Below are 20,430 nucleotides of genomic sequence, written 5' to 3'. Positions count from 1 at the left end.
CTCGGTCGCCGGCCATTCATCATATCTGGGGAAACGCATGCAACGACACATCACATTCACCGCCATGGGCGCCGCCTGCGCGCTGCTGCTGGCCGCTTGCGGCGGCTCGGGCGATGACCGCTCGGCGCCGCCGCCGCCGGCAGCGGTGACGCCACCGGTGGCCACCAAGCTCGAGCCGCTGTCCTCCACGACCCGCGTCATGGACAGCGTGGTGTTCAACGACGGCAGCGCCTACCTGTCGCTGGCCAATAGCGCAACCGAAGGTTCGGCCGTCCTGACCGCGCGGCTTCCGCTGTCGGCCAGTTCGACCTGGAGCCCGGTGGGCCTGGGCGCCTGCGCGATGGGCCCCATCGGCGACTTCATCCAGCGCTCGCCGAAACTGAAGATGGTGGGCGGCGATATGTGGCTGATGCAGCCCTGGGCCGATACGCCCGAGGCCAGCAACGGCCACTCGACCTGCACGCTGGTGGCCAACACCGCCAGCTTCATCCCACGCGACCAGGACCTGAAGACCTGCAACCCGTACTTCTGCGAGACGCTGTCGATGCAGGACCTCAAGCAGGCCGGCAACCGCCTGTACAGCAATGCCGGCGCCGGCAACAACCTGTTGACCTCGAACGACAAGGGCAATACCTGGCAGGTGATCCGCGGCTCGAAGGATTCGCAGATGTGCTATCCGACCAAGTTCCACGTGATCGGCGACCGCGTGCTGGTCGGCGGCGAGTGCCCGCTCGACTTCGCCTTCGTCGAAGCCTACCGCTTGACCAAGGACGGCGGCGCCCTGGCCAGCGAAGACAAGCTGCCGATCGCGCTGCCCGAGATGGAGAACCGCAATGTGCAGTTCATCGAATCGGTGCCGGGCACCGAGATGGTGTTCGTCGGCGTCGAGGGCGGCCTGCTGCGCAGTACCGACAATGGCAACAGCTTCAAGTTCGTGATCCACGAACCGCTCTCGGGCGGCAAGGGCTACCCCTATATCGGCGCCTTCCTGCCGCTCAAGGGCAAGCCGGGCAGCGTCGTGGTCGGCGGCTTCGACAAGATGCACGGACGTCCTTACCTGGCCTGGACCCGGGACGGGGGCAGCTCGTGGACCGATATCTCGAAGCTGGTGCCGGGCTACGACAGCAAGCAGGAAGACGAGTACAGCACGCCGTCGGTCTCGGCGCTGTCCCAGGATCCGGATGGCCGCATCATCGTGGTGACCAACGAGCGCGCCGACAGCCAGGGCCGACTGATGCAGCTCACGCTCGGCACCAACTGATTCTTCAGATTGGCTTCACGCGCCCCGCGCCTGCCTTCAGCAGGGCGGGGCGTTTAGAGCGTATCCCACCTGCCGGGATACGCTCTTAGTTTGCGTCAAGACTGTCTGATCGCGTGGAATTCTGTCATGCTCTCGCCTGCCGTCCACCACAACGATAATGAAGACATGACCAAAGCACCGATTGCCCGCCTGGCGCTCTGCCTTTCCGCCATCCCGCTCGCCAGCCCGCTGGCATCCGCCCAGAATGCCGAGCGCCAGCTGGCCGGCGTGACGCGCAACCAGGATACCCTCGAGATCGCGACCAACGACGGCCGCTACCTGATCAAGCCGTATTCGAGCACGATCGTCGAGACCACCTTCATTCCCAAGGGCGAGCGCTTCGATCCGGCCTCGCATGCGGTGATCCTGGCGCCGGTGCAGGTGGCGGCAACGCTCAAGGACGAGGGCGGCCGAATCACCTATGCGGTCGACAACGGCATCAGCGTCATCGTCGACAAGCGGCCTTTCCGCATCAGCTATGCCTACAAGGGCAAGCCGCTGGTGGCCGAGAAGCGCGGCTTCGGCCGCGCCGACGGGCATGACACGATCGAATTCGCGCTCGACGACGGCGAGGCCCTATACGGCGCCGGCGCGCGCGCGGTCGGCATGAACCGCCGCGGCCACCGCTTCCAGCTCTATAACAAGGCACACTACGGCTACGCCGAGCGCTCCGAGCTGCTCAACTTCACGATTCCGGTGGCGCTGTCGTCCAGGAAGTATGCGATCCACTTCGACAATCCGCAGATCGGCTGGCTCGATTTCGACAGCCGCAAGGACGGCACCTTGCGCTACGAGGTGATCGGCGGGCGCAAGACCTACCAGGTCGTGGCCGGCGACAGCTGGGACCACCTGATGGCCGGCTACACCGGCCTGACCGGCCGCCAGCCGCTGCCGCCGCGCTGGGCCTTCGGCAACTTCGCCAGCCGCTTCGGCTACAAGTCCGAGGCCGAGACGCGCGCCGTGGTCGACAAGTTCGCGCAAGAGAAGATCCCGCTCGACGCCGTCATCCTCGACCTGTACTGGTTCGGCAAGACGGTGCAGGGCACGATGGGCAACCTGGCCTGGGACCGCGACACCTTCCCCAACGCCGAAAAGATGATGGCCGACTTCAAGGCCAGGGGCGTCAAGACCATGGTGGTCACCGAGCCCTTCGTGCTGACCACCTCCAACCGCTGGAACGAGGCGGTGGAAAAGAAAGTGCTGGCCACGGACAAGACGGGCAAGCCCTACACCTACGACTTCTATTTCGGGAACACGGGCCTGATCGACATCTACAAGCCGGAAGGGCGCGACTGGTGGTGGAGCATCTACCGCGACCTCAAGAAGGGCGGCGTCACTGGCTGGTGGGGCGACCTGGGCGAGCCCGAGGTGCACCCTTCGAGCCTGCAGCATGCCACCGGCTCGGCCGACCAGGTCCACAATATCTACGGCCACGACTGGGCGCGCCTGATCTTCGAAGGCTACAAGAAGGAATTCCCGGCGGAGCGTCCTTTCATCCTGATGCGCGCCGGCTACTCGGGCTCGCAGCGCTTCGGCATGATCCCCTGGTCGGGCGACGTCGCCCGCAGCTGGGGCGGCCTGCAGTCGCAGATGGAGATCTCGCTGCAGATGGGCATGCAGGGCCTGGCCTATATGCACTCCGACCTCGGTGGCTTCGCCGGCGCGGTGCTGGACGACGAGCTGTATGTGCGCTGGCTGCAGTATGGCGTGTTCCAGCCGATCTTCCGCCCGCATGCGCAAGAGGCGGTGGCGTCCGAGCCGGTGTTCCGCTCCGAGCGCACGAAAGTGCTGGCGCGCGAAGCGGTGTGGCTGCGCTACGCGATGCTTCCGTATAACTACACGATCGCCTTCGACAACGAGCAGACCGGCATGCCGCTGATGCGGCCCCTGATGTTCGTCGAGCCAGACCCGGCCCAACCGGCCGAGCGCGCCACCACCTATCTGTGGGGCCCGGACTTTTTGGTGACGCCGATCGTGCAGCCGGGCGCCACCCGCGCCGAAGTCTATTTCCCGAACACGGGCAGCGTGTGGTTCGACTTCCATACCGGCCAGGCGCACAAGGGCGGCATCCTCGAGACCGTGAAGCCGGTCGAAGCCAATATCCCGGTGTATGTGCGCGCCGGCGCCTTCGTGCCGATGGCGAAGGTGGTGCAGACCACGCGCGACTACACGGGCCGCGAGATCGACCTGCACTATTACCACGACGCCTCGGTGGCCGCATCCAACGGCAAGCTGTACGACGACGACGGCGAGACCGCGGGCGCCTATGAACAGGGCAAATACGAGATCGTGCGCTTCGACAGTAAATTCGCCGGCAAGCAGCTGGAGATCGCTTTCAAGACCGAGACCGGCAAGGCGATGCAGGCCAAGGAACGGGCGTTCGCACTCAAGGTCCACAATGTGACGGCCAAGCCGCGCGCCGTGATCGTCGACGGGCGCAAGGCAGCCTTCACCTACAACGCCCAGCAGCACCTGCTCGAAGTGCAGGTCCCGGCCCGCAAGGGCCAGGCGGCGCAGGTGGCGATCTCGCTGTAATACGTCAGCGCGCCACGATCAGGCGCAATCCGAGTCCGATGAACACCGCCCCCGCGATCCGGTCCAGCCACATGCCGGCCGTGGGGGTGCGGTTCAGCCACTGGCCGATCGTTCCCGAAAAATAGCCGAGCGCGCCGAAGATCACGGCCGCCTGCAGGGTGAATACGATGCCCAGCAGGCCGATCTGCAGGTTGGCGTCGCCTCGCGTGGCGACCACGAACTGCGGCAGGAAGGACAAGAAGAACAGCACCACCTTGGGATTGATGGCCGCGGCCACCAGTCCCTTGACGAACAGCCGTCCCGCGGCTTCGTCCGATGCGCCGGCCGCGCTCACGCGCGCGCCGCCACGGCTCCTGATCGCGCCCCATCCCATCCAGATCAGGTACAGGCCGCCCGCGACCTTGAGCGCGGTGAAGGCGGTTGGCGAGGCCGCGATCAGCGCGCTGACGCCGATCACCGCCAGCAGGGTGTGGCTCAGGCAGCCCATCGCGCATCCGAGACCGAAGGCGATGCCGCGCAGGCGGCCCTTGGCGATGCCGGTGCTGAGCACCATCAGGTTGTCGGGGCCCGGCGAGAGGGTGATGAGGATGGCGGCGGCGAGAAAGCCGAAGAGTTGTTCGGGCGAGAGCATGATGGGAACGAGAACGACACGGGCGAACAGCTTAACGCATGTTCGCCCGTTGCGGCAGGGTCAGGCTTGGCTTACGACTTCTTGCAGCTCAGTTCCTTGGCATTGGCGCCCCATTTGATGGTGACCTTGCCCTGGTGTTCCTTGAACTCGTCGCCGCGGTTGCCATAGGCGATGCCGCTGGCGGTCTTCTCGCCGCGCAGCAGCGTGTGTTCCTTGTCGCGCACCGCAACCATCGAGGCCGGGGTGGTATCGAGGAAGGTGGCGCTGATCTTGCTGCGGTCGCTGCAGGTGAAGGCGACCGGGCCGGTGGTCTTGACGATCTTGTAGGCCGACTGCAGTTGCAGCATGCGGCTGCCGTAGGCGTTATTCAGGCAGCCGTTCATGTCCTTGGCTTCGGAGCACTGCTTCACGCCGTCCCACCACTTGGTGTGCTGTTCCTGCAGGTCCTTGCCGGCGCCGGCGTCGAGTTTCTCGAGCGCGGCCCGGTAGAAGGCGTAGACCAGGCCTTCGGATTCGGCCGAGCCGGGATGCTGGCAGATCTTGGCTTCGGCGCTGCCGATGCCGCGCGCGCAAAAGCCCGGCATGGAAACAGCCTGGGCGCCCAGGGGCAGGGCCAGGACGGCGGCGGCGATGAGTAGTCGTTTCATATTGTGCTCCTATGGTGGGGGTGCGGCGCGCGTCATGCGCAGCCGCGGGGAATGGTTCTCATGGCGCGAGCTTGGCCAGGTCGAGTTCGACCCAGGTCGGCGCATGGTCGCTCGGCTTTTCTCGGCCGCGCACGAATTTGTCGACCCCGGCATCCTTGAGCGCCGGCTGCAGCTTGGGGCTGAGCAGCAGGTGGTCGATGCGGATGCCGGCGTCGCGCCCGAAGGCGTTGCGGAAGTAATCCCAGAAGGTATAGATCGTCTCGTCCGGGTGGATGGCGCGCAGCGAATCGAGCCAGCCCTGGTCGATCAGGCGCTCGAAGGCGGCGCGGGTCTCGGGGCGGAACAGGGCGTCGTCGACCCAGCGCTCCGGCTTGTAGACGTCGCGCTCGGTGGGGATGACGTTGAAGTCGCCCGCCAGCACGGCCGGTATGCCTTGCGCCAGCAGCTCGAGGCCGCGCAGGCGCAGGCGTTCCATCCAGGCCAGCTTGTAGTCGAACTTGGGGCCGGGCGCCGGATTGCCGTTCGGCAGGTACAGGCCCGCGACCAGGATGCCCTTGTAGACCGCTTCGATATAGCGGCTTTGCTCATCGGTGTCGTCGCCCGGCAGGCCGCGTTGCACTTCCTGCGCCGGCTCGCGCGTGAGGATCGCGACGCCGTTCCAGCTTTTCTGGCCGTGCCACAGGGCGTGGTAGCCGGCGTCCTGGATCGCCTGCAGCGGGAACTTTTCCTGCGGCGCCTTCAGCTCCTGCAGGCAGACCACGTCGGGCTCGCGCTCGCCGAGGTACTGGACGAGGGCGTCCAGCCGGCTGTTGATGCTGTTGACATTGTAGGTTACGACGAGCATGGCTTCTCCGATCGGGTTGAGGTCATTATGACAACAAATCCTGGCGACCGTCGCACGGCAAGCGTACCGGCGGCGCATCTATATGAGTTTTTCGACATTTTCTTATGGCAAATTAGTCGTTTTTCGATATAAGCGTTTGTTCTATACTGGCTGGATCGACATCGTAGCTGGAGTTTGCATGATCAACCGCCGTCACCTCATCCTGAGCACCTTCGCCCTGAGCGCGTTTCTTTCCGCCGGCCTGGCGCATGCCGACCAGCTGGCCGACATCAAGCAGAAAGGGCAGATCGTGTTCGGCGTGCTCGGCACCGATGAACCGAACAGCTTCATCGAGCCCAAGTCGCGCCAGCTGGTGGGCTACGAGATCGACATCGCCAACGCGGTCGCGAAAAAGCTGGGCGTCAAGCCGGTATTCAAGCAGATCTCGGTCGCCGCCCGCATCCCCGAGCTGCAGCAGGGCCATGTCGACATCCTGGCCGCCTCGCTCACCCACAACAAGGAGCGCGAGTCGCAGGTCGACTTTGCGCTGACCCATTTCGTGACCGGCTCCAAGGTCATGGTGCGCGCGGCGAGCGGCATCACCGGCTTGCCCCAGCTGGCCGGCAAGAAGGTGCTGACCGTGCGCGGCGGCACCCAGGAAACCAATATCCGCAAGGCGGTCCCGAACGTCGAGGTGGTGACCTTCGAGAACACCCAGCAAGCCTTCCAGGCGCTGCGCCAGGGCAAGGGCGTCGCCTATGTCAACGACGAATCGTCGCTGCTGTCCGACTACGGCAAGCTCGGTCCGGCCGCCAAGGGTTTCACGATCCTGGCGCCGTCGATCGGCGTCGAACCGCTCGCGCTCGGCCTGCGCAAGGGAGAAAAGGGCCTGAAGGCGGTGGTCGACCAGACCCTGCGCGAGCTCGAAAGCAGCGGCGCCGCCGAGCAGCTGTTCAACAAATGGTATGGCCCCGGCACCCGCACCAACCTGGCCAAGCGCAGCTTCAAGATCCACACCGACCAGATCTGATCCATCTTGCAGTTCTTCGATCCCACCATCCTGCAGTCCGGCGAGTATCACGACTGGCTGGTGCAGGGCCTCGTGCTGTCGATCCAGCTGACCGTCGTCAGCTTCGCCTTCGCGCTGCCGTTCGGCGCGCTGGTGGCGGTGATGCGCACCTCGACCTTCGCGCCGCTGCGCGCGCTCGGCGCCACTATCGTCGAAGCGATCCGCAACGTGCCGCTGCTGGCGCACCTGCTGTTCTGGTACTTCGCCTTTCCCGAACTGCTGCCTGAAAGCCTGCGCGAAGTCCTGTACGCGAACAACCCCGAAGTGGTGTGCGCCGTCATCGCCCTGACCCTGTACGCGGGCGTGCACATGGCCGAGGATATCCGCAGCGGCATCCGCGCGGTGCCGGGCACCCAGCTCGAGGCCGCCCGTTCGCTCGGCCTGGGGCGAGTCGCCGCGGTGCGCCTGGTGCTGCTGCCGCAGGCGCTGCGCGCCTCGGTGCCGCCGCTGTTGTCGCAGACCGTCAACCTGTGGAAGGACACCAGCGTGGCCACCGTGATCGGCGCGGCCGAACTGATGTACCAGGCCGCGCGCGTGGAGACGGCGAGTTTTCGCAGCCTGGAGGCGTTCACCTTCGCCACGCTGGCCTACCTGACGGTGTCGCTCGCGATCTCGGCCGCCGCCCATCTCTACCAGCGCCGCTATCCGGTGCGTACCGCATGAGGGGCGAGCGATGCTGGAACTGATCGATACCTACTGGCTGTACTTCCTGGTCGGCCAATATCCAGAGGGCCCGCTGGGCGGCCTGGTGCTGACCATCCTGCTCTCGGGCTCCGCGCTGGTGCTGGCGATGCCGCTCGGGCTGTTGCTGGGTATTGCCCGCGTCAGCCCCTACCGCGCGATCAGCCTGCCGGTGGCCGGCCTGGTGCAGGTGGTGCGGGCCGTGCCGCTGTTGCTGGTGCTGTTCTGGGTCTACTTCTTTTTGCCGGCCGTCACCGGCGTCAAGACCTCGCAGGCGACCACGATGCTGATGGTGCTGGTGGTGTTCGACAGCATCTACCTGGCCGAGATCGTGGCCGCCGGCATCCGCGCGCTGCCGAGAGGGCAGCTCGAAAGCGCGCGCTCGCTCGGCCTGGGCTATGGCGCCGCGCTGCGCCACGTGGTGCTGCCGCAGACCTTGCGCCACGGCCTGCCGTCGATCGTCAACCAGCTGGTCTCGACCATCAAGGCGACCTCGCTCGGCTATATCATCGGCTTGTCGGAAGTGTCGTTCATCGCCACCCAGATCAACACCCTGGTGTTCACCCAGGCGGTGGAGGTCTACCTGATCCTGGCGCTGACCTATTTCATCCTGTGTTTCGGCCTGTCCCGCCTGGCCTTCCTGCTCGAGCGGCGCCTGCAACGGCGCACTGTGCAGGCCTCATGAAAGCCCATCGACGATGATCGTCCTCGATAAAGTCAACAAATACTACGGCGACTACCACGCGCTGGTGGACATCACCGAGCGCGTCGAAAAGAACGAGGTGCTGGTGGTGTGCGGCCCGTCGGGCTCCGGCAAGTCGACCCTGATCCGCACCCTGAACCGGCTCGAAGAGATCGATGGCGGCCGCATCGAGATCGGCGGCCGCGACATCCACGCCAAGGGGGCCGATGTGAACGCGCTGCGCGCCGGCATCGGCTTCGTGTTCCAGAGCTTCAACCTGTTCCCGCACCTGACGGTGCTGGAGAACTGCACGCTGGCGCCGGTCAGGCTGGGGCGGGCGACCAAGGCCGAGGCGCGCGAGCACGCCATGGCGCTGCTCGAACGCGTCGGCCTGGCGCACAAGGTCGACGCCTATCCGAATGCACTGTCGGGCGGCCAGCAGCAGCGGGTGGCGATCGCCCGCGCGCTGGCCATGCGTCCGCCGATCATGCTGTTCGACGAGCCGACCAGCGCGCTCGACCCGGAGATGGTGGGCGAGGTGCTGCAGGTGATGCGGGGGCTGGCGGGCGAGGGCATGACCATGGTCTGCGTGACCCACGAGATGGGTTTCGCGCGCGACGTCGCCGACCGGATCTGGTTCATGGCCGAAGGGAAGATTCTTGAAAAGGCGACGCCGCAGGAATTCTTTGCCGCCCCCAAGCACCCGCGCGCGCAGCAGTTCCTGGCCGACCGCCGCCGCGACTAGCGCCTGTTAAGATGGGGTCTTCGGGCTTCATCGACAGGATAGCGGCATGGCGCACCAATCCATCCTCGAATTTTCCATGGCCGGCCGCGGCACGCGCGAGATCACGCGCGACGTCGCCGCCGTGGTGGAGGCATCCGGCCTGCAATGCGGCCTGGTCCAGGTCTTCGTGCAGCACACCAGCTGCTCGCTGCTGCTGACCGAGAATGCCGACGGCGACGTGCGGCGCGACCTGGAAACCATCATCGCCCGCCTGGCGCCGGACGGCGATCCGGCCTACCGCCACGACGCCGAAGGGCCGGACGATATGTCGGCCCACGCGCGCAGCATGCTGACCGATACCGCGCTCACGATCCCGGTCGGGGGAGGGCGGATGCTGCTCGGGACCTGGCAGGGCGTCTACCTGTGGGAGCACCGCACGGCGCCGCACCGGCGGCGGGTGGTGGTGACCGTGCTGGGCGGCTGAGATATGCATGTTATGAGGTGCGCATGGAATGCGCAGCGGGCGTAGATCGATCGCGCGGCTTCTGGTAGTGTAGGGTGTTGTTGCATTCATCACGCCGCGCCGCTGTCATGCGCGTCATCCACGCCGATTCCGGGAACGACATGAACGACGCCCTTTCCAGCCGCCGCCTGGCGCTCACCCTCTTTGTGCTGGGCGCGCAACTCGGCATGCTCGCCTGGGAACACTTCCATGGCGGCGTGCGCGCCCACCACCTGCTGGCCAATCCCGACCTGCCTGCCGTCTCCAACGGGTGGGGGCTGCTCCTGCTTCCTCTCCTGACCTGGTGGACGGTTGGACGCGCGCAGCGCCGCAGTGAGCGGGCCGCACTCGCCGGCCACCCGGTCCGGCCCGCGCCGCTGACCGGTTTCCTGTGCGCGCTCGCCTACGGCGCCATGCTGGCGGCGCTGTTCGCGGCCGGCAGCCCGCTGGTCGACTACGTCTTCTTCGGCCTGCTGGCGCTGGCGCTCGTGGTGCGCTTGTGGCATGCCGAATACCTGCTGGGCTTCGTGCTGGCCATGAATTTCGTGGCGGGCCCGATCCTGCCGGCCATGTTCGGCGCGATCATCGCGCTGGCGTCCTGGCTGGTGCACACGGCGGCGCGCGCATTGTGGCGCAGGCTGCGTCCTGGCCTGGCCTGAACGTCCCACACCTATCGTCTACCGGAGGATCGTCATGCTGTACCAGGGAAGCTGTCACTGTGGCGCGGTCGCCTTCGAAGTCGAAGGCGAGATCGATGGCGCGCTGGCCTGCAACTGCTCGATGTGCCGGCGCAAGGGTTCGCTGCTGTGGTTCGTCGCGCGCGACCAGTTGCTGCTGCGAACGCCGGACGACGCGGCCGCCACCTACACCTTCAACAAGCACGTGATCAAGCACCGCTTCTGCCCGCGCTGCGGCATCCATCCGTACGGGGAGGGCGTCGACCCCAAGGGCAATGCGATGGCGGCGATCAACCTGCGCTGCGTCGATGGCGTCGATCTCGACCAGGTGCCGGTCCATCACCATAACGGCGCCGACCATTAAGGCAGGTCTGGATGACCATGGCATGGCGCTGCTGCTGCTCCTGCCTCGGCCATCCGGTGACGGGCTGGCCGCGCGAGGGCAACAAGACGGCTTTGCTGGATCTGCTGGCGCGCGGGCGGGCCCCGGCCAGCATCGAGAAATGAACCGATGAACAATCCATTCCTGCTGTTTGCGGCGATCTTCCTGCTGCTGGCCCTGGTGCTGTACGCCGCCCCCGGGCGCAAGCTGCTCAATTTCGTGCACTATCCGACGGCGCCGGGCGACGTTGCGCGGCTGAACCGCTACGCGGCTTTGCGCCTGGCCCTGCCGGCACTGGTCAACCTGGGCTGCGCCTGGGCCGCCGCCGACCGGCCGCACCTGATGGTGCCGCTGGTTTTCCTGACGCCGCTATCGGTGCTGGCCGTCGTGGTCTGGATCGCCGCCGGGGCGAGGCGTTTCGGCGCCTGACGGCGGGCGGGTCGCAATCCAAGACGCCCGGCAATATTTCCCGGACGTTCCGTGTGGCAGCATGCGATGCTTTCTTCCTATAATAAATGGCCCGCTGGCGCCTCCGCCGGCCCGTTTGGAAGACCCGGCCACCCATGACGTCCAGTATCGCCATCCTCGACGAAGAAGCGCGCCTTGCCGTCCTTGACTCCTACGGCATCCTCGACACGCCGCCCGAGCGTTCGTTCGACGACGTCGTGCGCCTGGTCAGCCAGCTGCTGGCCGCGCCGATCGCCGCGGTCAACCTGATCGCTCGCGGGCGCCAGTGGTTCAAGTCCGAGATCGGCCTGGGCACGCGCGAAATGCCGCTGGACGACTCGCTCTGCCGTTTTGCGCTACTCGAGGAGCAGCAGATGATCGTGCCCGATACGCGCGAGGATCCACGCTTTCAATGCAATCCGCTGGTCACCCGCGATGCCGGCCTGCGCTTCTATGCAGGGGCCCTGCTCAAGACGCGCGAGGGCGTCCCGCTCGGCACCCTGTGCGTGCTGGACGATAAACCGCGGCCGCAGGGCTTGAGCGAGCAGGAGCAGTTCGTGCTGGCCACGATGGCGCACCAGATCATGAGCCAGATCGAGTTGCGCAAGGCGATGGCAGAGCAAGACGCGCTGATCGCGGCCCTGCGCCAGGCCGACCAGCGCAAGGACGAATTCCTCGCCATGCTGGCCCACGAGCTGCGCAATCCGCTGGCGCCGATCGTGTCGGCCGCCACCATGCTGTCCAATTTCAACCTCGACCCCAGCATGGTGCAGCGCGCCAGCGAGATCGTGGCGCGCCAGGCCGGCCACATGACGTCGTTGATCGACGACCTGCTCGACGTCTCGCGCGTCACCCGCGGCAAGGTCGAACTCGAGCTGCGCGAGCTCGATTTCAAGGATGTCATCGCCGACGCCATCGAACAGGTGCGGCCGCTGATCGAGAAGCACCGGCATCGCCTGACGCTGGATTTGCCGCCGGCGCGCGCCATCGTCGTGGGCGACCGCAAGCGCCTGGTGCAGGTCATGACCAACCTGCTCAGCAACGCCGCCAAATACACGCTCGAGGGCGGACGCATCGAGGTGTTCCTCTCCACGCAGGGCGACGCCCTTGCGGTCGAGATCCGCGACGACGGCATCGGCATGTCGCCCGAGCTGATCGCCAGCGCCTTCGACCTGTTCGCCCAGGGCGCGCGTGGCCTGGACCGCAGCCAGGGCGGCCTGGGGATCGGGCTGGCGCTGGTGCGCAGCCTGCTCAAGCTGCATGGCGGCACGGTCGAGGCGAGCAGCGAAGGATCGGGCCGCGGCAGCACCTTCAAGGTCGGCCTGCCGCTGTCGACCCGGGCCCAGGTCGAACGCCGCGCACGCGACCGCAACGCCGACAAGGGACGCATGCCGGCGCTGCGCATCGGCGTGGTCGACGACAACGAGGATGCCGCGGTCACCCTGTCGCTGCTGCTCGAGACCCTGGGGCATACGGTGCTGGTCGCGCATTCCGCGCGCGAGGCCCTGGCCGCGCTACCGGACTTCGGCCCGGACGTCTGCCTGCTCGATATCGGCTTGCCCGAGATGAACGGCTACGAACTGGCCGCTGCGCTGCGCAAGAAGCCCGGCACGGCGCAGGCAATCCTGATCGCGGTCACCGGTTATGCGCAAGACAAAGACCGTGCCCAGGCACTGGCCGCGGGCTTTCACGACCTGTTCGCCAAGCCGGTCGACCTCGACGTGCTGGGGGCTGCGCTGGTGCAGATCGAGAGCCGGCGCGCGGCCTGAAGCAAGCCACGTCGGCCATGCTGCGCCGCAGCGCTGGCGTGCGCCGGCGTCGACGGGCGGCAGGCAGAATCTGTCCATGAGCCGTCGAGAAAGGACAGAATCATGACGCAACGCTACCAACCGATCACGCGCCTGGGCCTGGGCGGCACCGGCCTGGGCGATATGTATCACCACACCAGCGACGAGGCGGGCCAGGCCACGGTCGACGCCGCCTGGGATGCCGGCATCCGGTATTTCGACACCGCGCCGCACTACGGCGCCGGCCTGTCCGAGCACCGTTTCGGCCAAGCCCTGCGGCGCCGTCCGCGCGACGAATACACCTTGTCGACCAAGGTCGGCCGCATCCTGGTGCCGAGCGAGACGCCCGAGATTGCCGAGCCCTTCGTCGGCGGCCTGCCGTTTCGGCGTATCACCGACTACACGGCCGACGGCGCGCGCCGCTCGATCGAGGACAGCCTGCAGCGCATGGCGCTGTCGCACATCGACATCGTCTACGTGCACGACCTGTCGCCGGATCGCTTCAGCCAGGCCGAGTACGAGCACTATTATGCGATCGCGGCCGGCCGCGGCGGCGCCTTCGAGGGCCTGGCCAGGCTGCGCGACGAAGGTGTGATCAAGGGCTGGGGGCTGGGCGTGAATACGGTCGACCCCTGCCTGCGCGCGTTGCGCGATGCGGATCCCGACATCTTCCTGCTGGCTGGCCGCTACACGCTGATGGAAACCACGCCGCTCGACGAACTGTTCCCGCTGTGCGAGGGGCGCGGCGCCAGGGTGGTGCTGGGCGGGCCGTTCAATTCGGGCTTCCTGGCCGGCGGCCCGAACTACGATTACGGTCCGGCCGACGCCGACAAGATCGCCCGGCGCGAACGCCTGCGCCAGGTGGCGGCGCGCCACGGCGTCGATGTGCCGGCGGCGGCGCTGCAGTTCGGCCTGGCCCATCCGGTAGTGGCGGCCACGATTCCCGGCGCCAGCAGTGTGCCGCATTTGCAGCGCAATGCAGCCTTGATGGATATCGTGATTCCGCCGGCGTTCTGGCAAGAGTTGAAGGGCGAGGGGTTATTGGCCCAGGAAGCCCCGCTACCGTAGGGTTGGCGGCTATGCCGCCGACGCGTCGATTGCTAACGGCTCCCATGTCGCGCCGGATGGTCTCGCTGCCAATTATCACGGCTCCGCTCGCGCGCCGGATGATCTCTCCGCCAACCATCACCGCGTCGGCGGCCAAGCCGCCAACCCTACGTCAGAATTGCTCGTCCGCGGAGAGATAGCGCCACTGCCCCTCGGGCAGGTTGCCCAGCTTGACCTTGCCGATGCGCACGCGCTTGAGGCCCACGACCTTCAATCCGACCATATCGCACATGCGCCGGATCTGGCGCTTCTTGCCTTCGCGCAGGGTGAAGCTGAGCTGGTCCTCGTTCTGCCAGCGCACCTTGGCCGGCAGCAGCGGCTTGCCGTCCATCCACAGGCCGTGGTTCAGCCTTTTCAGGTCGCTGTCGGGCAGCTTGCCCGGCTTGGTGTACTGCACCCGCACCAGGTATTCCTTGTCGACGCTGGTCGTCTCGCCGATCAGGTGCTTGGCGATGCGGCCGTCCTGCGACAGCACCAGCAGGCCCACCGAATCGATGTCCAGGCGGCCGCACGGCACCAGGCTGCGCAACTGGGTCGGATGGAACTGTTCCGGCGCCGGGTCGTCCGCCCAGCGGTTCTCGGGCTTGATCAGGGCGATCGCCGGCGTATAGCCATCCTCGGCCTGGCCGCTGACATAGCCGACTGGCTTGTTGATCAGGATGGTCACGCGCTTGGACTGCTCTGCCGCGGCCTGGCGCTCGACCGTGATGCGCTGGGTCGGCAGCACCTTGCTGCCCAGTTCGGAGACGACCTTGCCGTCCACCCGCACCCAGCCGCGCGCGATCCATTCATCGGCTTCGCGGCGCGAGCACAGGCCCAGTTCGGACATACGTTTGGAGAGGCGGAGCGGTTCGGTCATCGGACAAGCTTTACTGTAAAAAGAAAAAAATCAAACCTTGAGGGCGTCGAGCAGGTCGGTCTCGAGCTGCACCTGGGTGCGTGGATTGTTCAGGGCCGGTCCGTCGATCAGGAACACGTCTTCCACGCGTTCGCCCAGGGTCATGATCTTGGCGGTGTGCAGGTTCAGCCGGTAGCGCGCCAGCACGCTGGCGATCGCATACAACAGGCCCATGCGGTCGTTGGCCGCGATCGACAGTACGTGGAACTGGCCGCGCTCGTCCGGCCGCAGTTCGACGGTCGGGGTGAGCGGGAAGGTGCGCGCCACGCGCGACAGGCGCCCGCGGGCCAAAGGCGGCAACGCCTCTTGCGACAGCAGTTGCGCGCACAATTCGTGCTCGATCAGGCTGATGATGTCGCGGTAGCTGCCAGCGAAATTCTCGTCGGCCACCAGGAAGCTGTCCAGCGCATAGCCGTGGCGCGTGGTGTGGATCTTGGCGTCGAGGATGCTGAAGTTCTTGCGGTCGAAATAGCTGCAGATGCGCGCGAACAGGTCGGGCTGGTCCTTGACGTACACCGCCACCTGCAGGCCTTCGCCGATCGGCGCCAGCCGCGCGCGCACGATAGGCTTGCCGGCATCGACCTTGTCGTGCAGGGCGCGCGTCTGCCAGGCGATGTCCGAGGCGTCGTGACGCAGGAAATACGCCACGTCGAGCTGCTTCCACAGCTGTTCGTGGATGCCGGCGTCGAGGCCGAACAGGCGCAGGGTGGCCAGCGCCTCCTTCTGGCGCATGCGCAGCTCGCGGTCGGCCGAGTGCGGCTCGCCACCCAGCACGCGCAGGGTGACCTTGTACAGGTCCTCGAGCAGCTTGGCCTTCCAGGCATTCCACACCTTGGGGCTGGTGCCGCGGATGTCGGCCACGGTCAGCAGGTAGAGCGCCGTCAGGTGGCGCTCGTCCCGGACCACGGCGGCAAACGCCGCAATCACATCCGGGTCGGACAGGTCCTGCTTCTGCGCCACGGTCGACATGGTCAGGTGCTGCTCGACCAGGAACACCACCAGTTCCGTGTCTTGCTCGTTGATGCCGTGCTCGCGGCAGAACTGGCGCGCGTCATCCATGCCGAGCTTGGAGTGGTCGCCGCCGCGGCCCTTGGCGATGTCGTGGAACAGCGCAGCCACGTACAGCAGCCAGCGGTCGTGGAAGTCGGCGATCAGCTGGCTGCAGAACGGGTATTCGTGCGCGTGTTCCTGCATCGTGAAGCGGCGCAGGTTACGCACCACCATCATGATGTGCTGGTCCACCGTGTACACGTGGAACAGGTCGTGTTGCATCTGGCCGACGATCTTGCGGAAGGCCGGCAGGTAGCGCCCCAGGATGCCGAACTCGTTCATCCGGCGCAGCGCATGCACCAGGCCGCGCGGCGCCTGCAGCACGCGCAGGAACAGCGCCTTGTTGGCCGGATCGGCGCGGAATGGCTCGTCGATCAAGGTGCGCGCATGCCACAGCGCTCGGGTCGCGCGCGCCGTCATGCCTTTCAGTTCGCGGCGCTCGGTCATCGCCACGAAGATCTCGAGGATCGCGGACGGCGTCTTCTCGAAGGTGTCGTCGGCCGCGATGTCGATCAGGCTGCCCACCTGGGTGAAGCGGGCGCTGATCGGGTGCGCCACCGCCGGCTGCGGGAACAGCTGGGCCTCGATGTTCTGCAGCAAAATCGTGTTCAACTGGGTCACGGTCTTCGCGGCCCAGTAGTAGCGCTGCATCAAGAATTCGCTGGCGCGGCGCGCGTTCGGGCCTTCGCCATTTGCCTGCAGCCCGAGATTGCCGGCGATCGCCGTCTGGACGTCGAATACCAGCCGGTCCTCGCGCCGTTTGGTGTGCAGGTGCAGCCGGATGCGGATGTCCTTGAAGGCGCGCTCCTTTTCCATCAGCTGGCGCGCTTCCATGCGCGTGATCAGGCCGCGCGTGGCGAGTTGGCCGAAGGTGTCGGCCAGGCCCGCGGCCTTGGCCACCCACAGGATCACCTGCAGGTCGCGCAGCGCGCCCGGGCTTTCCTTGACGTTGGGTTCCAGCGCGAAGGCGGTGTATTCGTGCTTGGCATGGCGCAGCCGCATTTCGGCGGTCTTGGCCTGGAAGAAGGCTTGCGGATCGAGGGCGTCGCGGTAGCGGCGCTGCAGTTCCTCGAACAGCGGCGTGCTGCCGGTGACCAGGCGCGCTTCGAGCAGGCTGGTTTGCACGGTGATGTCGGCACTTGATTCGACCAGGCACTCGTCGACGGTGCGGATGCTGTGGCCGATCTCCAGGCCCAGGTCCCACAATAGCTGGACCAGGCCTTCCAGGCGCGCCTGGGTAATCGCGTCGGCTGGCTGGCCCAGCAGGATCAGCAGGTCGACGTCCGAATACGGGAACAGTTCGCCGCGCCCGTAGCCGCCCACGCCCACCAGGGCGGTGTCCGCTGGCAGGCCGGCTGCCTGCCAGGCATCGAGCAGGACGCCGTCGACGATCTGGCGCAGGCCGCGCAGCAGTTTTTCGGGCTTGCCGTCTTCATGGAAGGACTGGAACGCCAACTGGCGTTCGGCCTTCAGGCGCTGGCGCAGGGTGGTGCGGGCGGTGTCGAGCAGGGCGGCCTGTCCCATGGGCCGTCCTTCAGGCCGCGGCCAGGGCCGGCACCGCGCCCGGGTTCAACAGCGGCAGCACGATGGCCGGCGGCGGCGGGCTGCCGGCCGACATGGTCAGCACCTCGACTCCGGTCTCGGTCACCAGCACCGTGTGTTCCCACTGCGCCGACAGGCTGCGGTCGCGGGTCTTGATGGTCCAGCCGTCCGGCATTTCCTTGATGTCGCGGCGGCCGGCATTGATCATCGGCTCGATGGTGAAGATCATGCCGGGCTTGAGTTCTTCGAGCGTGCCGGGGCGGCCGTAGTGCAGCACCTGCGGCTCTTCGTGGAACACGCGGCCCACGCCGTGGCCGCAGAATTCGCGTACCACGCTGTAGCCGGCCTTTTCGGCGTGCTGCTGGATCGCATGGCCGATGTCGCCCAGGTGCTTGCCCGGCTTGACGGCGGCGATGCCCAGCCACATGCATTCGAAGGTGATCTCGGACAGGCGACGGGCCATGATCGACGGTTCGCCGACCAGGAACATGCGGCTGTTGTCGCCGTGGTAGCCGTCCTTGGTGATCGGCGTGATGTCGATGTTCAGCGCGTCGCCCGCCTTGAGCACGCGGTCGCCCGGGATGCCGTGGCAGATCACGTCGTTGAGCGAGGTGCAGATCGAGCCGGGGAAGGGTGGGTAACCGGGCGGGGCGTAGTTGAGCGTGGCCGGGGTCGTGCCCTGGACATTGACCATGTACTCATAGGCCAGGCGGTCGAGCTCGCCGGTGGTGACGCCGGGCTTGACGAAAGGGGTGATGTAGTCGAGCACTTCCGAGCCGAGGCGGCAGGCGACGCGCATGCCTTCGATTTCGTCGGGAGTCTTGGGTGTGGATGCCATGGTGGATTCTTATCCTGCAATAGTCTGTGCAATAAGGGTCCATTATAGAGGAAACATTCCTTCCTCAGGGTCGGGGCGGTCGCAGGCTCCACGTGACGCTTGAATAAAACGGCAAATCCCGCTAGAATCTCGGGTTGCTCCGATTCGTATCGGGCAATGTTGTAAAAAGCATCTTAATTTATTTATTGAAATCGCGAATGTGGCCCTAAAAGGGTGCCTGACTGGTGACTGGCCACATTCAAGACCTAACCCTGGAGAATTACATGTCCGTTACTATGCGTGAAATGCTGGAAGCCGGTATCCACTTCGGCCACCAGACCCGTTTCTGGAACCCAAAGATGGCGCCGTTCATCTTCGGTCATCGCAACAAGATCCACATCATCAACCTGGAAAAAACCATGGCGATGTACCAGGATGCGATGAAAACCATCAAGCAGATCTCGGCCAACCGCGGCACCATCCTGATGGTCGGCACCAAGCGCCAGGCACGCGACATCATCGCCGCTGAAGCACAGCGCGCTGGCGTGCCTTACGTCGACCAGCGCTGGCTGGGCGGCATGCTGACCAACTTCAAGACCATCAAGACCTCGATCAAGCGCCTGAAAGACATGGAAGCGCAAGTCGAAGACGGTTCGGTCGAGAAGATGTCGAAGAAAGAAGCGCTGCTGTTCTCGCGCGAAATGGAAAAGCTGCAAAAGTCGATCGGCGGCATCAAGGACCTGGGCGGCGTGCCTGACGCGATCTTCGTCGTCGACGTCGGCTACCACAAGGGCACCATCACCGAAGCCGGCAAGCTGGGCATCCCGGTCATCGGCATCGTCGATACCAACCACTCGCCAGAAGGCGTGACCCACGTGATCCCAGGTAACGATGACTCGTCGAAAGCGATCACCCTGTACGCACGCGGCGTCGCCGATGCAATCCTGGAAGGCCGTGCCAACGCCACCAACGAAGTCGTTGAAATGGTCAAGGCTGGCGGCGACGACTTCGTCGAAGTTTCCGAGCAGGCATAAGTGACGGCAGGCTAGGTGCCTGCTGACACATCGAAGGGGGCGCCGCACACACGAGCCCCCCTTTTTTTAAGCTGAATACCCGTGGGACGCTCGATAGCGGCCTGCAACCGGATAAAACATTTAGGAGAATCAACATGGCAGCGATTACTGCAGCGATGGTAGGCGAACTGCGCGCGAAGACCGACGCGCCAATGATGGAATGCAAAAAAGCACTGACCGAAGCCGAAGGCGACATGGGTCGTGCTGAAGAGATCCTGCGCGTCAAGCTGGGCGGCAAGGCATCGAAGGCATCGGCACGCATCACCGCCGAAGGCGTCGTGGCAACCTACATCTCCGGCAACGTCGGCGCGCTGGTCGAAGTCAACAGCGAAACCGACTTCGTCGCCAAGAACGAAGAATTCCTGGCTATGGTCAACCTGGCCGCCAAGCTCGTCGCCGAGAACAACCCGGCTGACGTCGCTGCCCTGGCAGCGCTGCCGCACGACGGCAAGACCTTCGACGACGTGCGTACCGCCCTGATCGGCAAGATCGGCGAGAACATGACCGTGCGCCGCTTCCAGCGTTTCGAAACCACCGGCAAGCTGGCGTCGTACCTGCACGGCACCCGCATCGGCGTCATCGTCGACTTCGAAGGCGCGGACGAGCAAGTCGGCAAGGACCTGGCCATGCACATCGCTGCCATGAAGCCAGTCGCTCTGTCGTCGGAGCAAGTGCCTGCTGAGATGATCGAAAAAGAGCGTTCGGTCGCCGAACTGAAGGCCAAGGAAGACGCCGAGAAGGCCGTCGCCGAAGGCAAGCAGCCGCAATCGGAAGAAATCGTCGCCAAGCGTATCGACGGTTCGGTGCAGAAGTACCTGAAAGAAGTGTCGCTGCTGAACCAGGCATTCGTGAAGAACGACAAGCAGTCGATCGAGCAATACCTGAAAGCATCGAACACCAGCGTCAAGGCATTCACCATGTACGTGGTGGGCGAGGGCATCGAGAAGAAGGTCGACGACTTCGCAGCAGAAGTCGCAGCACAGATGGCTGCCAACAAGCAGTAATCGAAAAGAACGGGCCGCAAGGTCCGTTTTTTTAAGGTGGGGCGGTTTGTGT

General features: G+C 65.6%; 21 protein-coding genes. 15 read left to right on the top strand and 6 right to left on the bottom strand.

The window, feature by feature from the left end:
- Positions 1–37: 37 nt before the first annotated feature.
- Both E8M83_RS15655 and E8M83_RS15650 read left to right on the top strand, forming a co-directional pair.
- Positions 38–1,261, top strand: a complete 1,224-nt coding sequence (locus E8M83_RS15655; protein WP_229491549.1) for a hypothetical protein — start codon at positions 38–40, stop codon at positions 1,259–1,261.
- Between the two features lie 165 nt (positions 1,262–1,426).
- On the top strand, positions 1,427–3,835 hold the full coding sequence (locus E8M83_RS15650; protein WP_170976828.1) for a TIM-barrel domain-containing protein: 2,409 nt from the start codon (positions 1,427–1,429) through the stop codon (positions 3,833–3,835).
- Positions 3,836–3,839: 4 nt separating this feature from the next.
- Here the strand turns inward: E8M83_RS15650 and E8M83_RS15645 are convergent, their stop codons facing one another.
- The 3 genes from E8M83_RS15645 to xth all read right to left on the bottom strand — a co-directional run bounded on the left by E8M83_RS15645 (position 3,840) and on the right by xth (position 5,957).
- Entirely contained in the window at positions 3,840–4,466 is a 627-nt protein-coding gene (locus E8M83_RS15645; protein ID WP_170976827.1) for a LysE family translocator, read from the bottom strand.
- Between the two features lie 71 nt (positions 4,467–4,537).
- Positions 4,538–5,113 (bottom strand): MliC family protein, encoded by a 576-nt coding sequence (locus tag E8M83_RS15640; RefSeq protein ID WP_137174247.1) that lies wholly within the window; start codon positions 5,111–5,113, stop codon positions 4,538–4,540.
- A gap of 58 nt (positions 5,114–5,171) precedes the next feature.
- Positions 5,172–5,957, bottom strand: coding sequence for an exodeoxyribonuclease III (gene xth / locus E8M83_RS15635; RefSeq protein WP_137174246.1), 786 nt, complete (start codon positions 5,955–5,957; stop codon positions 5,172–5,174).
- A gap of 178 nt (positions 5,958–6,135) precedes the next feature.
- On the opposite strand from xth, the gene E8M83_RS15630 reads away from it, so the two are divergent.
- The 11 genes from E8M83_RS15630 (at position 6,136) to E8M83_RS15585 (ending at position 13,955) form a co-directional block, all read left to right on the top strand.
- Positions 6,136–6,966 carry an ABC transporter substrate-binding protein gene (locus tag E8M83_RS15630; protein ID WP_137174245.1) on the top strand — a complete coding sequence of 277 codons (831 nt, stop codon included), beginning with the start codon at positions 6,136–6,138 and terminating at the stop codon, positions 6,964–6,966.
- Between the two features lie 6 nt (positions 6,967–6,972).
- Positions 6,973–7,668, top strand: coding sequence for an amino acid ABC transporter permease (locus tag E8M83_RS15625; protein ID WP_137174244.1), 696 nt, complete (start codon positions 6,973–6,975; stop codon positions 7,666–7,668).
- Positions 7,669–7,678: 10 nt separating this feature from the next.
- Positions 7,679–8,371, top strand: a complete 693-nt coding sequence (locus tag E8M83_RS15620) for an amino acid ABC transporter permease (RefSeq protein ID WP_137174243.1) — start codon at positions 7,679–7,681, stop codon at positions 8,369–8,371.
- 13 nt (positions 8,372–8,384) lie between these two features.
- Positions 8,385–9,113: an amino acid ABC transporter ATP-binding protein gene (locus E8M83_RS15615; protein WP_137174242.1), complete on the top strand. Its 729-nt coding sequence runs from the start codon at positions 8,385–8,387 to the stop codon at positions 9,111–9,113.
- A 46-nt stretch (positions 9,114–9,159) separates the two neighbouring features.
- The gene (locus E8M83_RS15610; RefSeq protein WP_137174241.1) at positions 9,160–9,576 is read left to right on the top strand and encodes a secondary thiamine-phosphate synthase enzyme YjbQ; all 417 of its coding nucleotides are present in this window, start codon (positions 9,160–9,162) and stop codon (positions 9,574–9,576) included.
- A gap of 107 nt (positions 9,577–9,683) precedes the next feature.
- On the top strand, positions 9,684–10,253 hold the full coding sequence (locus E8M83_RS15605; protein ID WP_170976826.1) for a hypothetical protein: 570 nt from the start codon (positions 9,684–9,686) through the stop codon (positions 10,251–10,253).
- A gap of 34 nt (positions 10,254–10,287) precedes the next feature.
- Complete coding sequence (locus E8M83_RS15600) at positions 10,288–10,635, top strand: GFA family protein (protein ID WP_137174239.1); 348 nt, start codon at positions 10,288–10,290, stop codon at positions 10,633–10,635.
- An 11-nt stretch (positions 10,636–10,646) separates the two neighbouring features.
- A complete protein-coding gene (locus tag E8M83_RS26500) occupies positions 10,647–10,778 on the top strand; it encodes a hypothetical protein (RefSeq protein ID WP_267874226.1) in 132 nt (43 codons plus the stop codon).
- A 4-nt stretch (positions 10,779–10,782) separates the two neighbouring features.
- Entirely contained in the window at positions 10,783–11,082 is a 300-nt protein-coding gene (locus tag E8M83_RS15595; RefSeq protein ID WP_137174238.1) for a hypothetical protein, read from the top strand.
- Between the two features lie 134 nt (positions 11,083–11,216).
- A complete protein-coding gene (locus tag E8M83_RS15590) occupies positions 11,217–12,869 on the top strand; it encodes an ATP-binding protein (protein ID WP_170976825.1) in 1,653 nt (550 codons plus the stop codon).
- 102 nt (positions 12,870–12,971) lie between these two features.
- On the top strand, positions 12,972–13,955 hold the full coding sequence (locus E8M83_RS15585) for an aldo/keto reductase (protein WP_137174236.1): 984 nt from the start codon (positions 12,972–12,974) through the stop codon (positions 13,953–13,955).
- Between the two features lie 151 nt (positions 13,956–14,106).
- Here E8M83_RS15585 and E8M83_RS15580 read toward each other — a convergent pair whose 3' ends face one another.
- Genes E8M83_RS15580 through map form a run of 3 tightly spaced genes read right to left on the bottom strand, consistent with a single transcriptional unit; the run spans position 14,107 to position 18,322 of the window.
- Complete coding sequence (locus E8M83_RS15580; protein WP_137174235.1) at positions 14,107–14,853, bottom strand: pseudouridine synthase; 747 nt, start codon at positions 14,851–14,853, stop codon at positions 14,107–14,109.
- 30 nt (positions 14,854–14,883) lie between these two features.
- Positions 14,884–17,466, bottom strand: coding sequence for a [protein-PII] uridylyltransferase (locus E8M83_RS15575; RefSeq protein ID WP_137174234.1), 2,583 nt, complete (start codon positions 17,464–17,466; stop codon positions 14,884–14,886).
- Between the two features lie 10 nt (positions 17,467–17,476).
- A complete protein-coding gene (map, locus tag E8M83_RS15570; RefSeq protein WP_137174233.1) occupies positions 17,477–18,322 on the bottom strand; it encodes a type I methionyl aminopeptidase in 846 nt (281 codons plus the stop codon).
- Positions 18,323–18,585: 263 nt separating this feature from the next.
- Between map and rpsB the strand changes: the two genes are divergently transcribed.
- Complete coding sequence (gene rpsB, locus E8M83_RS15565; RefSeq protein ID WP_005667508.1) at positions 18,586–19,335, top strand: 30S ribosomal protein S2; 750 nt, start codon at positions 18,586–18,588, stop codon at positions 19,333–19,335.
- A gap of 134 nt (positions 19,336–19,469) precedes the next feature.
- Positions 19,470–20,378, top strand: coding sequence for a translation elongation factor Ts (gene tsf, locus E8M83_RS15560; protein ID WP_137174232.1), 909 nt, complete (start codon positions 19,470–19,472; stop codon positions 20,376–20,378).
- Positions 20,379–20,430: the final 52 nt, after the last annotated feature.

This window comes from Massilia sp. HP4 (assembly GCF_005222695.1).
Classification (GTDB): Bacteria; Pseudomonadota; Gammaproteobacteria; order Burkholderiales; family Burkholderiaceae_D; genus Telluria.
The sequence above is the reverse complement of the archived record's forward strand: the minus strand, read 5'-3'. Positions and strand labels throughout refer to the sequence as shown.

What these genes read in the sequence shown, in the direction of transcription:
- E8M83_RS15655 (WP_229491549.1), top strand. Translation starts at nt 38, where the DNA reads ATGCAACGACACATCACATTCACCGCCATGGGCGCCGCCTGCGCGCTG.
- E8M83_RS15650 (WP_170976828.1), top strand. Translation starts at nt 1,427, where the DNA reads ATGACCAAAGCACCGATTGCCCGCCTGGCGCTCTGCCTTTCCGCCATC.
- E8M83_RS15645 (WP_170976827.1), bottom strand. Translation starts at nt 4,466, where the DNA reads ATGCTCTCGCCCGAACAACTCTTCGGCTTTCTCGCCGCCGCCATCCTC.
- E8M83_RS15640 (WP_137174247.1), bottom strand. Translation starts at nt 5,113, where the DNA reads ATGAAACGACTACTCATCGCCGCCGCCGTCCTGGCCCTGCCCCTGGGC.
- xth (WP_137174246.1), bottom strand. Translation starts at nt 5,957, where the DNA reads ATGCTCGTCGTAACCTACAATGTCAACAGCATCAACAGCCGGCTGGAC.
- E8M83_RS15630 (WP_137174245.1), top strand. Translation starts at nt 6,136, where the DNA reads ATGATCAACCGCCGTCACCTCATCCTGAGCACCTTCGCCCTGAGCGCG.
- E8M83_RS15620 (WP_137174243.1), top strand. Translation starts at nt 7,679, where the DNA reads ATGCTGGAACTGATCGATACCTACTGGCTGTACTTCCTGGTCGGCCAA.
- E8M83_RS15615 (WP_137174242.1), top strand. Translation starts at nt 8,385, where the DNA reads ATGATCGTCCTCGATAAAGTCAACAAATACTACGGCGACTACCACGCG.
- E8M83_RS15610 (WP_137174241.1), top strand. Translation starts at nt 9,160, where the DNA reads ATGGCGCACCAATCCATCCTCGAATTTTCCATGGCCGGCCGCGGCACG.
- E8M83_RS15605 (WP_170976826.1), top strand. Translation starts at nt 9,684, where the DNA reads ATGCGCGTCATCCACGCCGATTCCGGGAACGACATGAACGACGCCCTT.
- E8M83_RS15600 (WP_137174239.1), top strand. Translation starts at nt 10,288, where the DNA reads ATGCTGTACCAGGGAAGCTGTCACTGTGGCGCGGTCGCCTTCGAAGTC.
- E8M83_RS26500 (WP_267874226.1), top strand. Translation starts at nt 10,647, where the DNA reads ATGACCATGGCATGGCGCTGCTGCTGCTCCTGCCTCGGCCATCCGGTG.
- E8M83_RS15595 (WP_137174238.1), top strand. Translation starts at nt 10,783, where the DNA reads ATGAACAATCCATTCCTGCTGTTTGCGGCGATCTTCCTGCTGCTGGCC.
- E8M83_RS15590 (WP_170976825.1), top strand. Translation starts at nt 11,217, where the DNA reads ATGACGTCCAGTATCGCCATCCTCGACGAAGAAGCGCGCCTTGCCGTC.
- E8M83_RS15585 (WP_137174236.1), top strand. Translation starts at nt 12,972, where the DNA reads ATGACGCAACGCTACCAACCGATCACGCGCCTGGGCCTGGGCGGCACC.
- E8M83_RS15580 (WP_137174235.1), bottom strand. Translation starts at nt 14,853, where the DNA reads ATGACCGAACCGCTCCGCCTCTCCAAACGTATGTCCGAACTGGGCCTG.
- E8M83_RS15575 (WP_137174234.1), bottom strand. Translation starts at nt 17,466, where the DNA reads ATGGGACAGGCCGCCCTGCTCGACACCGCCCGCACCACCCTGCGCCAG.
- map (WP_137174233.1), bottom strand. Translation starts at nt 18,322, where the DNA reads ATGGCATCCACACCCAAGACTCCCGACGAAATCGAAGGCATGCGCGTC.
- rpsB (WP_005667508.1), top strand. Translation starts at nt 18,586, where the DNA reads ATGTCCGTTACTATGCGTGAAATGCTGGAAGCCGGTATCCACTTCGGC.
- tsf (WP_137174232.1), top strand. Translation starts at nt 19,470, where the DNA reads ATGGCAGCGATTACTGCAGCGATGGTAGGCGAACTGCGCGCGAAGACC.